The sequence below is a fragment of the Marinococcus sp. LNSP9103-4 genome (genome assembly GCF_056034345.1).
This window is the reverse complement of the sequence record NZ_JBQLIA010000018.1, coordinates 36,540-51,537: the sequence shown is the minus strand read 5'-3', so window position 1 is coordinate 51,537 and position 14,998 is coordinate 36,540. Positions and strand designations below refer to the sequence as shown.

Here is a 14,998-nt window from a genome sequence, read left to right as displayed (position 1 = left end):
CAAAGGGGCGGCCCGAGACATGAAATGGAAAAAAATCGCATTAATCATCGGTACCAGCCTTGGTGTCATGCTGGTTGTCGCCGGCAGCTACGGCTGGAACCTGGTTGCCACCACTTTTACGGCCATCCAGGAAGACGTAGACCGGGCGGAATCTGAAAACCGGCTCGACACGATTAATTTGGACGAGGGAGATCCGTTTTCCGTCTTATTGATGGGCGTGGACGAATCCGGGGGTCCGGATGACCCCAACCAGCGCACGGATGCGCTTGTGCTGTTAACGGTCAATCCGGACACGAACTTCACCCAGATGGTGAGCATCCCCCGGGACACCTACACGACCATTGCCGGGGAGGGGGAAAAGGATAAAATCAACCACGCCTATGCGTTTGGCGGGAAGGATGAAACGATCCGCACCGTCGAGCAGTTGTTGGACGTGCCTGTCGACTACTTTTTCCAGGCGGACATGGCCGGCTTTGAAGACATGGTGAACACCATGGACGGTGTCCAGGTCGATAACTCGTTTGGCTTCACGTATAAGGGCACCCATTTCGCCGAAGGCAGGCAGGAATTAAACGGCGACGAAGCCCTGAAGTATGCACGCATGCGCAAAGACGACCCCCGCGGAGACCTGGGACGCCAGGAACGGCAGCGCGACCTTCTTCTTGGGATGATGGATAAAGGCACGGACATTTCTTCTGTCCCGAAAATTAAAAGCATTCTTACCGTCGTTGAAGACCACGTGCGCACCAATTTCCAACTAAAAGATGTTTGGACGGTTCAATCGAACTCCCAGCCTGCCTTGGACGAGGTGAAGCAGCATGAAATCGAGGGGGAAGACGGCGAAAAGGACGACACGTATTACTACATGCCGGATGCTGAACAGGTGCAGGAGTTGTCCGACCAACTGAACCGGCATCTAGAAATCGAACATTCCGGCGATAGCGCCTAACGTTTTTTCGACCATTTGGACGTGCGTTCTCCAATCACTTTCCCGTATAACGCCTTTTATTCCCTCCAGATCCCAAGGTCTATTTTCTACGCACAGAGAACTATGTTTATATGGACGTGGTGTGGGGGGCCTCCTTCTTCCCACCATATCGTCAAAGCCATCCCTCAGCTAAAACTGTGGCAGGCACTTCACGGAATCAAGAGTTTAAATAATTTATTGCCCCCTGGGAACTGATTTGATCTCAGCGGGCAATATTTTCACCTGTAGCCTTACTAATACTTAAAGTATATCGTTATCTTCTAGATTCTTCACGCGTGTGGTAGTATCTGCTATATTGTATTTCTTAACGTACAAATTAAAAAACCAACCTTCGTGCGGACAAAAAACTGAATCCGACCATTACGGAACCTAAACACGAAGACACCACAACGAGAAAGACGTTTGCGACGAGTTAGCAAAAGGAAAGGACTTTACATCCCATCTTAAAGGAGGCTTCCAGATGAGCAGCGAAGACCCGAAAAAAGCCGACCAGGAAATTCAGGCGATGGACCAGGAAGACAAGGACGAGATTTTAGAGCATTTCGCTACGTTTAAGGATTATTTAGGGGATCAGGTTCGAAAGGGCGAAAAATTAAATCTTAGCGAAAAAAGCCTCGCCCAGGGCGCAAAGCGCGTCTCGGATTATTTAAATAAACACGAAGAGCCCCGGAATAGGGAAGAAAAAGTATTGCATGAGCTATGGAAGGAAACTGAAAACGACGAGGAAAAAGACACGTTTGCGCGATTACTCGTTCGTCTGGCCCAGCAAACCAACGATGAAAAATAGCATTGGTCCATGAAGCAAGTGCCTGCGGGCATTTGCTTTTTTATGTTTTCGGTTTCGGTTTTATCCTTGGTTACCATATGAATAGCTCTCCCTTTCTTCTGCCGGAACCCGGCAAGAGAAGTAATACATCTTACAGCCGTTCCCTTCTTCCTTTTCTATAATAAAACAGTAGTCATGAACAAGGAAAACGAACAAGATAATGAAGATGAAGGATTCCGCTCCGTGTCGCGCCTCCTTTTCAACCTCTAACCATGGGGCTTAACGGAAAGACTAGACCGATTCATGATCCAAGGTAGCAAAACGGCAGAACAGACAAATGATTTCTTATCCCAATACTTTAACTAATGCAGGAGAAAATGTAATCTATCTTACACCCCCCGTTTCAAGACGTTGGGCCACGGTAATAGCACGAACAGCATCATCAATGACCAGAACATATACCATAAAGGAGGAATTCTATTATGATCGAACACATTAGCGCCGTATCCAAAGGCATGAACACTGAAAGCACATCCGGAGACCACAAAATTGTGATTGATGAACCCGCGAACATGGGAGGCACCGACGAAGGCGCTAACCCCCTCCGGACCCTGCTCGCTTCATTAGCCGGATGTGAAAACGCGATTGCCAACTTTGTGGCTAAAGAAATCGATTTTGACCTGCAGGGCATCGAATTTGATGTCCAAGGCGAACTCGATCCCAATGGCATGATGGGTAAAGGGGATGCCCGCCCGTACTTCCAGACCATTACGGTCAATGCCAAAGTGCATACCAGTGAATCGGAGGAACGCATCCAGGAGCTTCAGGAAAAAGTTGACGCCCGCTGCCCCGTCTTCACCACCATGGTCGCAGCCAATGTCGACATGCAGGCCACCTGGACCAAAGCATAAATCAACCGAACCAGAATGAACGACGACAAGGACATAGAGAGACCCGTTCCCCCGGGCTCCTATGCTTCACTTTTGACAAAGGAGAGATATGACATGGCCATTATTCATGTGACCGATGATAACTTTCACCAGGAAACGTCCGAGGGCGTCGTATTAACCGATTTTTGGGCTCCCTGGTGCGGCCCCTGCAAAATGATTGCTCCCGTGTTGGAGGAGATCAATGAAGAAATCGGGGATCAAGTCACCATCGCCAAACTCAACGTCGACGAAAACCAGGCAACGGCCGGGGAATACGGGGTCATGAGTATCCCAACCATGCTTCTGTTTAAAAACGGCGAGGTCGTCGAACAGATTGTCGGCTTTCAACCCAAAGACCAATTGATGAACCATATTCAAAAACACACCTAAATCAATGCCTGACAAACGACAGATACCCCCGTGTGTTTCGTCCATCGACAAACGCATGGGGGGTATTAGATTCCTTCGAGCATCTTCCAACTGAAGCAAGCTTTCGCTCGTTTCTTTCTAGATGATAAAAGAAACAACTGCTTTAATGGCAGTCCCTTCAGCTTTTTCACTATTCGCTTTTTCACCAATCTATAGGAGGTCCTACGTTGACATCATCATTGTTTACCCAGACATCACTGAAAAATAGAACATTAGAGAATCGGTTCATGGTTGCTCCTATGACACGTATCAGTGCGCAATCGGACGGCCAGGCGACGGAAACGATGCAGCGCTATTATGAACGCTTTGCCCGTGGAGGGTTCAGCGGCATTGTCACTGAAGGAATCTATACGGACGAACATTATAGCCAGGGGTATTACCATCAGCCCGGCCTCGCCACGGAGCAGCACGTTCAAGCCTGGAAACCGATCGTTCAGGCGGTTCAGGCCCATGGCTCTGTCTTTATTGCCCAACTGATGCACGCCGGTGGGCAAAGCCAGGGGAACATGTATACCGATGAACTTATTTCCCCGTCCGGGATTGCCCCGAAAGGCGAACAATTGGAGTTTTATGGAGGAAAAGGACCGTTCCCCCCCTCCCGCGCGTTAACGGACAAAGACATGACCCAGGTGCAGGACGCCTTTGTGGCCAGTGCTTTACGCGCCAAACAGGCTGGGTTTGACGGCGTCGAGATTCACGGTGCCAATGGCTATTTGCTCGATGAATTTTTAACCGAGTACATGAACCACCGCCAGGACGCCTTCGGCGGCTCGCTCGAGAATCGTCTGCGTTTTCCTCTCAATATTATCCAGGCGGTGCGACAAGCCGTTGGGGAGGATTTTATGGTTGGGATCCGTATCTCCCAAATTAAGGTTTCGGATTCGTCTTATCGGTGGTCCGGAGGCGAAAACGATGCGCAGATCATCTTCGAACAACTCGGCTCTACCTCATTGGATTATATTCATGTCACCGACAGCGATGCCACGCAATCCGCCTTCGGTGAGGGCACCCGGACGCTTGCGCAGGCCGCCAAAACCTTTAGTGCTCTGCCGGTCATTGTAAACGGCGGCCTGGGGGACGTAGACCAGGCCCATACGTTCGTTGCTGACGGTGACGCCGACATCATTGCTTTGGGCACGAGCGCATTGGCTAACCCTGACCTTCCTCATAAAGTCGCCAGCGGCATACCTTTGGCCTCCTTTGATTTTGCTAATATCCTGCTTCCCCAGGCGGAAATCAAAAACCATGAGCTGCACATGCCATTGAGCGAAAAAGAATGATTTCTAAAAAAGAGGACGAGCATCGCGGCAGATGTCCCTATGCAGGCAAATGAAGCTAAACCACAAAAACCCATGAATGGAAGGGAGAGAGACAGGGCACCTGTATAAGGCGTCCCTGTTTTCTCCTCCTTCCTATGGAAATAGATATTCTTGACGAATACTTAATATGAAAGGATGGATAACATGTCCACAAACTTATTTTCTCTTTCCCAGCAAGTAGCCGTTGTTACTGGTGGTGGCAGCGGTATCGGAAAAACCATGGCCGAAACGCTCGCGGGCGCGGAAGCCCACGTGATCATTCTCGGCCGCACCCAAAGCAAGATTGACGAAGCGGCTGACGACATCAGGAGCGAGACCAACGCAGAAGTGACACCTCTCGTCTGCGACGTCACGGATAAGGAACAAGTTGCGAATACCGTCTTACGCATCATAGAACAATATGGACGAATTGATATCCTTGTGAACAATGCCGGGACCGCCGCTTACGGCAAGGTGGAAGAAATCAGCGAAGAAGACTGGGACCACGTGTTCAACACGAACCTGAAATCAGCGTTTCTCATGACGCAGGCCGTCGTGCCTCACATGAAAAAAGCCCATTACGGCCGCATTGTGAATACGGCTTCCGTGGCCGGCGGCGTGAGTTTGTTCTTCAGTTCGGTCTATGGACCAAGCAAAGCGGGGCTGATTCACTTGACCAAACAATTATCCGGTGAACTTGCCCCGTACGGCATTACGGTGAACGCCATCAGCCCGTGGTTCTTTAAAACGGATTTTAATGCTGAATCTCTGGAAGATGACGATTTCCGCCATTCTGTCGAGCAGCGCACCCCGATCCAACGGACCGGTCGACTTGATGAACTAAAAACGTCCGTGTTGTACTTCGCGGCTCCCGGATCGAGCTATGTGAACGGCCAAAACATCTATATTGATGGCGGCATGACCTCCTTTGGTCTGTAACGAGCAGCCTCTTTAGTCATCACCATGATCGGTTCCCTAACAGGTCCAACGAAAGGTTCTTTATGATGACTGCGAACACCATTTTTGCTTTTGATGTCTATGGCACCCTGTTTAATATTCAATCGATCGATGCCACCTGTGAGGAGCATTTCCCCGGACAGGGAGAAAGCATCGGCCAGCTCTGGAGACAAAAACAAATCCAGTACTCCTTCCTTCGTCAGGTAATGGGGACATACGTCCCTTTTTCCTCTGTCACACGGGATGCCCTGCGCTTCTCGTTAGCCGCCCATGACCTTGACTGGTCGGCAGAGACCTAGGAAATATTCATGAAAGCTTACAGGCATCTGTCCCTTTATGAGGAAAGCCTCCACGTGCTGCAAACGTTAAAAGAACAATCAGCCACGCTGATCGTCTTCAGCAATGGGTCGAGGGACATGCTGGAGCCCCTGCTGGAACAGGCGGGCTTAAACGACTATCTCGATCACGTCCTCAGTGTGGACGACATTAAGCAATTCAAGCCCTCGCCGGCGGCGTATCAGTTCATATTAGACACCGTGCGCGTTCCCCGGGATCAAGTAACGTTTCTATCCAGCAATGGCTGGGACATCAGTGGTGCCAAAGCGTTCGGCTTCACCACTGCTTGGATCAACCGCAGTGACCAACCGATTGAAGAACTGCAACTGCCTACGGATGACCATTACACCACACTCAGGCCATTGATTAGAAGCTGATTTTTCAGGAAAAAACACCGCTCCTTCTCCGTGAATAGGTGGTGTTATCCTCATGTAAAGCCCCTTACGGATATCTGAATTACCGGCCTATATTGTGAGAGGAAAGGAGAAAGTAATGATGACGCTTTATACCATTGACGGCTGCCTGGATTGCCAGCATTGGAGAGAAGAACTGGAAAATCACCGTATTGTTTTCGAGGAAAAAAATCTTTTGACCGACGATCAGGCCGTGGATGAATTACTTGCCTTCATCGGAGAAGTGAAGGTCCCAGTACTTCTCTGCCATCAGAAACAGCTCCACCTTTCCTCTGCATTGGCTGGTTTCAGCTAAACCTGACCTTTCTATCTCTTTCCTATTTTCGCTTTTATTGTAAGTGTTTATCTCTACGAGCAGTAACCAAGGGAAGTGTTTCGCATAGGGGCGTCCAGCAGCGCCCATTCGAAACATCATAAATATAAAAAAACAGAGAGGAGAGATATCTCAATCCCCCTCTCTGTTTTTTTATATTTCGTTTAAAATCTTGTATGCTTTGTCGGCATTCACCGAGATAACGCCTTCCTGTTTGATCACTTCTTCTTTTTTTAAGGTGCTTAAGACCGCGCTTGTGGTTTCCCTTGTCGAGCCAATCATGTTCGCAATATCGGCATGCGTTAATTTCATCTCAATAGACTGCCATTCATGGTACCGCTTGCCTTCTTTTTCACTCAACTTTAACAGGAGAAATAAAATCCGGTACCGGACATCGGATAACGCGATCTTTTCACTCATGGAATACGTTTCCTTCAGCCGATTGGATAAAATATTGATCAGCTTCAAAGCGATCTTCGGATGCCGCTCCATGAACGATTCAAACTCTTCCACATTAATGATGCACACATACGTATCTATCATGGCTTCGGCATACACATTTTCGTCTGTTAAAGCGATCGAGCTTGTTTCCCCAAAGATATTACCGCTGGTTAAAATATCAACCGTAAATTGTTTGCCTTCATGATTCATTCGATACAGACGAACCTGGCCCTGTTTCAATAAAAAAAGCGCCGGGATCGGTCGTTCCGGCGACAAAATAATGGCCCCCTTTTGAATCGGACGCATTTCACTCATTTGATCAATCGTGCGCAGTTCTTCCTTTGTTAATTCGTCAAATAAACTGATTTGAGAAATCAGGGAAAGCTTGTCCATTGGGTTCTCCTTTCTTGATAGCAATATGGCGTCCGAGAAATAGCCGTTCCCTTATTAAATATCACTAGAAAAAAAGACATATCCTCTAATCGCAACGTTACCGTCGTTTCAATCCAAACGTCCCCTTACTTCGGGGATTCCCTTTTGATTTCATTATATCTCATGGTCATGAAAGCTTTATCGGTTTCGTATAATTGATCACGTTCACTCCATGAGGAAGGATAACCCCTCCGTTTGAATGATACTTATTGAACCTATCTCGATGATACGTGCTCAAATTTCCGGAGACTTGTTCTTGCCTATCCTCATCGGTTAGACGGCCATACTTTCTCTTGATGATAACCAAAGACCGCCCTCCTATTATTCCGATCGTTGGAGGTTCGCTTGCCGCCACGCCCCTCCCAGGGTTTCCGGGGTAACATCTCCTGGTTCTGCTTCCTGAAGATCAAAAACGTAGGACTGTTCTTTCGGCAAGGCTTCCTCACGCTCAGCACCTATCCCCAGGCGGACCGTGTAGGTGAGTTTGGTCGGAACTTCTTCGACCGGGTACCAGATCGCTCCACCCATCGTTTCCCCTACCAAAATGTCCCCGCCGGGCCACGTGCTCCACCTCTCATCTGGTGAGATCTGTTCGTCGGCCTCCGTGATCGTCATCTCTTCCGGGGTAACCGACACAGCTGCTTCTCCTTTATTCATGCTGATCATATCCACCACCGCTGTCATCGATGGACGCGAGGCATCCAGATATTCTTTCCGTATATCTTCATCCGGGGTGACCTTGATCACACTCACCCGGCCAATATTCATATGGAGAGGGCCCACGGTTTCCTGCTGTCCCGTGCCGGTCTTTAGTACTTCCACTTTGCCCAAGTCCTCCATGTGGAAGCTATTGTTCCTGGCAAGTGCCGTGACTTCTTCGTCAGTGGTGTCCGCTATCACCGGACTAGTAGAAAGATCCGGCGGATCCGATGGTGGTTCTTCGCTGCAAGCGCCTGCCAGTCAGATTGGCGTGGTCGCGAGCATCAGTAATCCCTTTTTCATGTCTTATGTACTCCTTTGGGCCATGTTTGCTGTTTCGTACCTTGATGGTCTGGCGTCCTTTCTCCCAACCCAGAAAGGCCAACCCTGATACTACCCGCGGACTAACGGTTTGCCCGATGGGCCGCTCAAAGGTGCCCCCACGTGGTTGGCGCTCACCGATGGGTCAAGGGGGCTCCGGGGGACGCCCCTGGTGGAGCTTGATGACCAAGGAACCGGACGAAGACATTTCTTGTTTCACGGTATTGCTTTGACTCAATTGCCAGACCGAAGCGCTGATTTCTTTCGCATGGACGGGAAACGGCAGCATTTCCATGACTTGTCTCTTGAGTGTCGACAGAGGTGATTCATCCTCATCCGAAACCAGGCAGAAGATCACCGCCTGTTTAACGCTTTGCGTCCGCATTCGTCCGGCCTCCTTTCATTCGCTTCCTTGGTCGGTGATCTTCGGTCTGAAGGGCCGGAGCCAGTTCCCGGTGAAACTCGTCGGACCCCGCTCCGACATACAGGGTTTCCTCCTCCACATTCCTCCCGGAGTGGTCTGTCACTTCCCAGAAATAAGCAGCACCTTCATCTTGAAGGATCTGGAGATGAGGTTCTACCAGAGGTCTCTGCTCCGGCAGTGTTGTCAGATACACTCGGTCTTGGTACATCAATGCTTGCAGGACATCCTGATGCAGTTGAGCAGAGAGGTAGCGAATCGCTCGTTGAATTTTATACTTGTGCAGGGAAATAACCATGGCATCTCCTTCTTTTCATGGATGTTGGTAATTAGCGCCGGCTCGCCATCGCCCGGTACTGTCGCGGCGTGTATCCGTAAATGTTCTTAAAGCACATCCCAAAATAGCTGGGACTCGAGAATTGGAGCTGCCGCGCAATGGTTTTAGCCGAATCGTTGGTGGTTTGCAGCAGCAACGCGGCGTGCTGGACCCGTTTGTAATTCACGTAATTGGGAATCGACATGCCCAGTTCTTCATTGACCAGTCGGGACAAATGACTCCGGGACACCTGCAGTTGATCGGTGAGATAAGCCATGGGCAGTTTTTTTGACAGGTGCTGTTCCACCAGGGAAATAAATTTGGAAATAAGAGGGTGGTGGTAGGAAGGAATGTCCTGATTCCACACCAGCTCGAGCATCACGTTCACCAATACATCCATGCCTTCATAAAAATCCTCGTCCCGCTCCCATTCGTCCAGCACATTGATTAAAGCGACCGATGCCGCCAGCGTATGCCGGTCATAGGAAAAAGCTTGGGCATGCCGGTCCGTGAATCCTCCAACCAAAAAGAAATAATACTTCTTTAGAATCTGGAGGCGTTTATAGGCATCCGGTTCCAACGAAATAATTCGATAGATCGTGCCCAGTTCCTGTTTCGCTTCGCGTTTCTGGCTTCGAAAGATACGATCAAAAAACCGATTCTGAGCCATAAACAGCTCCACCAATTCGTCATTCTCCGCCCGTTCCAATTTTTCAAGTTCCTGCTCATAGAACAAGTGAAACCGGGGATGTGCTTTCGTTATCATGAGGAGGGCCCCCTTACCTTCTCTATCAAGGATTTTTTCTACCATACTACATGGGAGGTTTTCTTCTCTATTAATGAGATATCAATTTCTATTAATATTTGCTCATTTCTGTCAAAAGGGCATCATCTTTTGTTAAAAAATTCCTCATTTTCTTTAAGAACTTTTGCTTGGCGCTAGCTATTCTTTTCCCGGTAGTTGGTGTATCTTTGCTTCTGATTCATCAAGCCAGCCTGCCGACAGGCCGGTTGTCGTTAATCATGGAAGGACGATGACCAGTAGACGTGGACCAAAGCTCATGTCATGGCTGTCGTGCGGATCCATGACTTAGGACGATTCTTCCGTTGCGGCATGGAGCCGCTGCCGAAATACGCGCAGATCACTGGAGAACAGGAAGTGCTTGGGGACCAGCACATAATGCCGCTTCGAGGTATACAACCGAAAATGCGTGCGCTCTTCCCGGAAGCCATACAGTTCCTTCCAGCACCAGACGAAGTGGTCCTGTGCCAGCTGTTGTTCGATCCCTGCCTCATGAATAATCCATCTCTGGGGCTCTTGTAAATACGCAGATGCGCGGTATTCGGAGCGCGCCCGGGCTCTGGCGTATTGATAGGTGATACCTACGCCGGCCACAGCCGTAAACAATGCCATCAGCAGCACCAGCCCAAGATCCACCCCGTTCGTTCCAAGTGTCCAACCACTCATGGCTACGAAGAAGAATCCCACAAACGCGCTAAAGAACCTGTTTTTTTGGATCTCCATCATGATCTGTTCGTATTGGTATTCCGTGAGGGTACCGCGAATGTCGAGCTGATGATTCATAACTGTTCTCCTTCCTGATCCTCTTATCCCTGTTCTGTTTATTCTCTCCATCTTACCAATATCTAATTCATGGTAGGAAGAAACGAATATCCCCCTTGAATTTCTTCACATAATCGCGATTATTAGCAGCAACTAAAAATAAGCAGACGCAGAGGCGCTTCTGCTTATTTTTTAAATCATGTAGTCCCAAGGCTTCTGTTCAGTGGAGGATCTCTTTGGGCCACCCTCTGACCGTTCCTCGGTCAACAACTGCTCGAGCGTGGCGTAGGAGATCGCCGCTGCGTGTGTCTGCCGCCATCCGGCCCGAGCTAAGAGGTCCCGAACCGGGCCTTTGACTCCAACGAGCCACACTTGGATATGATCCTGCTCTTCATACGTCTCCAGCAACCGCTCCATCCCTTCCATGCCAGCCGTATCCATATCATTCACTCCCGACATCTCCAGCACCACCTTTAGCTTACCATCAGGGCCCGGTTCGCGCTCTCGGATTCGTTGATCCACCATCGCCGTCAGGACCTCAATGTTCGAAAAGTGAACACGGGTGTCGATCCGGACCAGGATTAGTCCAGGTTCTTTCCGGGCTCTAGGATATCGTTGGAGATCCCGGTAACTCTGCGTGGTATCTTCCCAACCGATTTCCACAATATGGGGCTTCGCCACATGCCGTAGAAGAAGCAACAGCGAAAACGTCACCCCGGCTAGCAACCCCCACTGAATCCCAAGCAGCAGAGTCGCAGCAAAGGTGACCACCCATGCGCCCCCATCCTCCGGTTTAATCTTCCACGCCTCCCGGAACGGACGAGTGTTGATCAGGCCGGTGACAGACACCACAATAATCGCGGCTAGCACGGCATAAGGAAGAAAATAAAACACCGACGTGAACCAGAGGAGCGTGACCAGCACCCCTCCGGCAGTCACGAGCATCGCGAGCTGCGAGACAGCTCCAGTCCGCGCACTGACCGCACTTCGGGAAAAGCTGCCGGTCACCGTATACGAAGAGACAAACGCCCCAGCGATGTTAGCTAACCCAATCGCCTTCAGCTCCCGGTTCAGGCGGAGCGGACGGCCGTCGCCCGATCCAAAGGCTCGGGTGATGGCGAGGGTTTCGATCATCGCCATCAGGGCGATCGTCAAGGCCGTTGGAAGCAGTACCTGCAGATTATCTAAAGCCAGCGACGGCAGGGCAAGCCCCGGCATTCCCTGCGGCACGTTACCCACCACCCGGATCCCGGCCTCATCCAGACGGAAACCCGCTACCAGGCTAATGCTTAGTACAACGACGAATAAGGAAATCGGTGCACGGACCTGGAAATATCGGGATACCATGAGCACTGCCAGGCTAGCTGCTCCCATCACTAGCGTGGGCCCATGGATCGCGCTCAACTGTCCAACAGTGTCACGGATCAACGGCATGAGGCGGGAGGCGTTGCCCCCCTCTATCCCGAGCAGGGCACCGAGCTGGCTTAAGGCAATCGTGACCGCCACCGCGGCAGTGAAGCCACTAATCACATTTGGGGAAATAAATTTAATGAACACGGCCGCGTTCACCAACCCGAGCAGTACCTGAAGGACGCCCACCATGAACGTCAGCGTCAAAACAAGCGAGACATACGTGCTGCTCATCGGCTCCGCCATCACAGAAACCCCAGAAAACACTAGCATCGAGGCGAGGGCTACCGGACCGATGGCAAAAGAGGTGGACCGGCCGACGAGTGCGTAGATCACCAGCGGCAGTAGAGAAGCATATAGCCCCATAACCGGGGGAAGTCCGGCAAGCACCGCATAGGCCATCCCCTGCGGGACAATCATCACCCATAAGATAATACCGGCCAAGAGATCGTTTTTCCCCTCCTTAATTCCATACTGTTCCGGAATGTTCAGCCAGGTTTTTAGTTTGGCGTACTTCATTCCCTCACCTCTTATCTCCACGGAATTGAAAATATTTTAAAATTTTTTATCATTTTCTGCTTTATGAAATAGAAACTATTAATGAATTTTCCTTTAGCTTGGTATTTAAGGGCAGTACCAATTGATATGCGAAAGTTAGGATTGATGAAGCCTCATATGATTGGGGAAGGCATCGAAAAGTTTATTAAAATTGTTTATTTTTGTAATATAATAGAAATAAAATTAATCTTTAGTGCAAATTGCATTGTTTTTCCATACTAGCGGCTGATGCTGACATAAAAAACAAAGCCCTAAACAATGCTGTTCTTGAATGTCTTTTTCGTGCACATTCCAGTATTTTGCTATTTCTGATAAATCCGTATCAACATAATGTAGATCAATATTGGTCGTACATATTTTTATCACTTCAACCCCCACCCTTTAGGCCATTTTATTTTTTTGATTTGTACGACTGACTATAATAATGGCAACTACAGTCAATAATAAGAAAAATAGACTAATAGGACGCGTTACAAATATCATTGGGTCTCCACCTGAAATGGTCATAGCACGCAGTAAATTACTTTCTAAAATCGGGCCTAAAACAATACCCAAAAGCACGGGCACAGGTGAGAACCCAAATTTTAATAACAAATAAGCTAATAGGCCAAATCCTAAAGCAATGTTCACTTGAAAAATGCTGCTTGATTCTGCAAAAACTCCTGCTGTGCATGTTAGTACTAAAACTGGTGCTAAAAAGCTATCATTCAGCTTTGACACTTTGGCAAACTGGTTAATGAATACTCTTGCTTGAAGAAACATAAAAACATTAACCAGTAGCAATCCAAACATAATGGCATAGATAATCACGCCATGATCTTCAAATAAAGCGGGTCCTGGAATCAATCCATTCATCATAAACGCACCAAGTAAAACAGCTGTAGCTCCATCCCCGGGGATACCAAGCGTCAATAACGGAATTAACGTGGCACCTGTAACACCGTTATTACCTGCTTCAGCTGCGGCTACTCCATCTATTTCTCCTTCACCGTATCGTTCGGGATTTTTCGAACTTCGTTTCGCTTCATTATGGCTAATAAATGCGCCAGAGGTGCCTCCAGTGCCTGGAATAATACCAATTATGGTACCTATTAAAGAAGACTTCACGATCGTTTTTGAACTTTTTCTCACTTCTTTAGTTGTTAATTTACTTTCTCCGACATTTATGTTTTTATTGATCACTTCTTCATCTTTTTTATTTACTTTGTTAAGAACTTCAGAAAACGCAAAGAGTCCAATTAGTGCTGGAATTAAAGCGATACCGCCGATCAACTGTGAGTTATCAAAGGTAAAACGCGGCACAGCTGTAGCCGGATCTAGACCAATTGTGGCAATAAAAAGTCCTAAGCAACCTCCAATTAAACCTTTTAGAATATCTTTCCCAGCTACGCTGGCAATAATTGATAGACCAAAGACAGCTAATGAAAAGTATTCCGGGGCTCCAAATAGCATGGTCACCCTTGCCAATTGTGGTGCAGCCCCAATTAATATTATCGCACTAATCAAACCAGAAATAACTGAAGCAACTAAGGCCATCATTAATGCTTTTTTACCTTTCCCTTGTTGAAATAGAGGATATCCATCCATTAAAGTGGCAGCAGCTGCAGGGGTTCCTGGAGCATTTAATAAAATCGCGGATATCGATCCTCCATATGTCCCCGCACAGTAAATACCTAATAGCATAATAATCCCTGGAATCGGATCCAGACTAAACGTTACCGGTAATAAAATAGCAATGGCAAGCATTACTCCAAGTCCGGGAATAGCTCCAAAAATAATCCCAAGAAGTACACCAATATTCAAAAATATCAATACTTCCCAAGAAAAAAGAGACTGGACCCCCTGGGCCATTTCCATAACCATACTGATTCATCCCTTTCTCTTTACAGTCTTCTTCTAGGGTAGTTGTATACCTAACAACAGCGTAAATGCGTAATAAATAATAAACACCAGTGCAATGGCTGCGGCATAATAGGCTTTCTGATGCACCCTCAAGTAAAGTAGAAGACCTATACTCATGATAGATGAAGCAATTAAATATCCAATGTATGGTAGTGACCAAATATAGATCCCAATGATGATAAACAACCCTAAAACCTTTAATTCTTTGGCCCAGGAAATCATCAACTTCGATTCTTTCTCTTCTTTTCGCCGGCGCTCAACTAAACTTTTAACGAAGTAAGCGATACTAAAAAATAGCATCAATATTAACGTAAAACGAGGAAGTGTACGAGCACTTAATCCTTGAGCTTCGCTCTCTTCAATTTGAAAAGGCAGTAAAAGCAACAGGCCAGCAGATATTAAAATAAAAAAAACAGCACTTGTTATATCTTTATTTATAACCATCTTATCTCTCCCCCTCATAGCAGATATGTAGAAGGAAGCTGTCAATACTTAACAGCCTCCC

At 48.2% G+C, this 14,998-nt stretch carries 18 protein-coding genes; 9 read left to right on the top strand and 9 right to left on the bottom strand.

Going from position 1 to position 14,998, the window contains the following annotated elements:
• Positions 1 to 19: 19 nt before the first annotated feature.
• From ACTRXG_RS12340 to ACTRXG_RS12300, 9 genes are all read left to right on the top strand, one after another.
• Positions 20 to 949 carry an LCP family glycopolymer transferase gene (locus ACTRXG_RS12340; RefSeq protein WP_474285226.1) on the top strand — a complete coding sequence of 310 codons (930 nt, stop codon included), beginning with the start codon at positions 20 to 22 and terminating at the stop codon, positions 947 to 949.
• A gap of 499 nt (positions 950 to 1,448) precedes the next feature.
• Positions 1,449 to 1,775: a DUF3243 family protein gene (locus ACTRXG_RS12335; protein WP_474279082.1), complete on the top strand. Its 327-nt coding sequence runs from the start codon at positions 1,449 to 1,451 to the stop codon at positions 1,773 to 1,775.
• Between the two features lie 461 nt (positions 1,776 to 2,236).
• On the top strand, positions 2,237 to 2,665 hold the full coding sequence (locus ACTRXG_RS12330; RefSeq protein WP_474285225.1) for an OsmC family protein: 429 nt from the start codon (positions 2,237 to 2,239) through the stop codon (positions 2,663 to 2,665).
• A gap of 93 nt (positions 2,666 to 2,758) precedes the next feature.
• Positions 2,759 to 3,073, top strand: coding sequence for a thioredoxin (gene trxA, locus ACTRXG_RS12325; protein WP_474285223.1), 315 nt, complete (start codon positions 2,759 to 2,761; stop codon positions 3,071 to 3,073).
• 206 nt (positions 3,074 to 3,279) lie between these two features.
• Positions 3,280 to 4,392, top strand: a complete 1,113-nt coding sequence (locus ACTRXG_RS12320; protein ID WP_474285221.1) for an oxidoreductase — start codon at positions 3,280 to 3,282, stop codon at positions 4,390 to 4,392.
• A gap of 183 nt (positions 4,393 to 4,575) precedes the next feature.
• The gene (locus ACTRXG_RS12315) at positions 4,576 to 5,349 is read left to right on the top strand and encodes an SDR family NAD(P)-dependent oxidoreductase (RefSeq protein ID WP_474285219.1); all 774 of its coding nucleotides are present in this window, start codon (positions 4,576 to 4,578) and stop codon (positions 5,347 to 5,349) included.
• Between the two features lie 62 nt (positions 5,350 to 5,411).
• Positions 5,412 to 5,666, top strand: coding sequence for an HAD-IA family hydrolase (locus ACTRXG_RS12310; RefSeq protein WP_474285217.1), 255 nt, complete (start codon positions 5,412 to 5,414; stop codon positions 5,664 to 5,666).
• Positions 5,667 to 5,675: 9 nt separating this feature from the next.
• Positions 5,676 to 6,080, top strand: a complete 405-nt coding sequence (locus ACTRXG_RS12305) for a haloacid dehalogenase type II (RefSeq protein WP_474285216.1) — start codon at positions 5,676 to 5,678, stop codon at positions 6,078 to 6,080.
• A 115-nt stretch (positions 6,081 to 6,195) separates the two neighbouring features.
• Positions 6,196 to 6,411 (top strand): glutaredoxin domain-containing protein, encoded by a 216-nt coding sequence (locus ACTRXG_RS12300; protein ID WP_474285215.1) that lies wholly within the window; start codon positions 6,196 to 6,198, stop codon positions 6,409 to 6,411.
• Positions 6,412 to 6,582: 171 nt separating this feature from the next.
• Here ACTRXG_RS12300 and ACTRXG_RS12295 read toward each other — a convergent pair whose 3' ends face one another.
• The 9 genes from ACTRXG_RS12295 to ACTRXG_RS12255 all read right to left on the bottom strand — a co-directional run bounded on the left by ACTRXG_RS12295 (position 6,583) and on the right by ACTRXG_RS12255 (position 14,937).
• Complete coding sequence (locus ACTRXG_RS12295; RefSeq protein WP_474285213.1) at positions 6,583 to 7,263, bottom strand: Crp/Fnr family transcriptional regulator; 681 nt, start codon at positions 7,261 to 7,263, stop codon at positions 6,583 to 6,585.
• A gap of 360 nt (positions 7,264 to 7,623) precedes the next feature.
• The gene (locus ACTRXG_RS12290; RefSeq protein WP_474285211.1) at positions 7,624 to 8,124 is read right to left on the bottom strand and encodes a hypothetical protein; all 501 of its coding nucleotides are present in this window, start codon (positions 8,122 to 8,124) and stop codon (positions 7,624 to 7,626) included.
• Between the two features lie 343 nt (positions 8,125 to 8,467).
• The gene (locus tag ACTRXG_RS12285) at positions 8,468 to 8,707 is read right to left on the bottom strand and encodes a hypothetical protein (RefSeq protein ID WP_474285210.1); all 240 of its coding nucleotides are present in this window, start codon (positions 8,705 to 8,707) and stop codon (positions 8,468 to 8,470) included.
• On the bottom strand, positions 8,688 to 8,957 hold the full coding sequence (locus ACTRXG_RS12280; RefSeq protein WP_474285209.1) for a hypothetical protein: 270 nt from the start codon (positions 8,955 to 8,957) through the stop codon (positions 8,688 to 8,690). Before ACTRXG_RS12280 ends, ACTRXG_RS12285 begins: the two co-directional genes overlap by 20 nt.
• Before the next feature lie 115 nt (positions 8,958 to 9,072).
• Entirely contained in the window at positions 9,073 to 9,825 is a 753-nt protein-coding gene (locus ACTRXG_RS12275) for a helix-turn-helix transcriptional regulator (protein ID WP_474285207.1), read from the bottom strand.
• Between the two features lie 324 nt (positions 9,826 to 10,149).
• A complete protein-coding gene (locus ACTRXG_RS12270; RefSeq protein WP_474285206.1) occupies positions 10,150 to 10,527 on the bottom strand; it encodes a YcxB family protein in 378 nt (125 codons plus the stop codon).
• A 288-nt stretch (positions 10,528 to 10,815) separates the two neighbouring features.
• Positions 10,816 to 12,552, bottom strand: coding sequence for a SulP family inorganic anion transporter (locus ACTRXG_RS12265; RefSeq protein ID WP_474285205.1), 1,737 nt, complete (start codon positions 12,550 to 12,552; stop codon positions 10,816 to 10,818).
• Positions 12,553 to 12,972: 420 nt separating this feature from the next.
• A complete protein-coding gene (locus ACTRXG_RS12260) occupies positions 12,973 to 14,454 on the bottom strand; it encodes a tripartite tricarboxylate transporter permease (RefSeq protein ID WP_474285203.1) in 1,482 nt (493 codons plus the stop codon).
• 33 nt (positions 14,455 to 14,487) lie between these two features.
• The gene (locus tag ACTRXG_RS12255) at positions 14,488 to 14,937 is read right to left on the bottom strand and encodes a tripartite tricarboxylate transporter TctB family protein (protein WP_474285202.1); all 450 of its coding nucleotides are present in this window, start codon (positions 14,935 to 14,937) and stop codon (positions 14,488 to 14,490) included.
• Between the last annotated feature and the right edge of the window lie 61 nt (positions 14,938 to 14,998).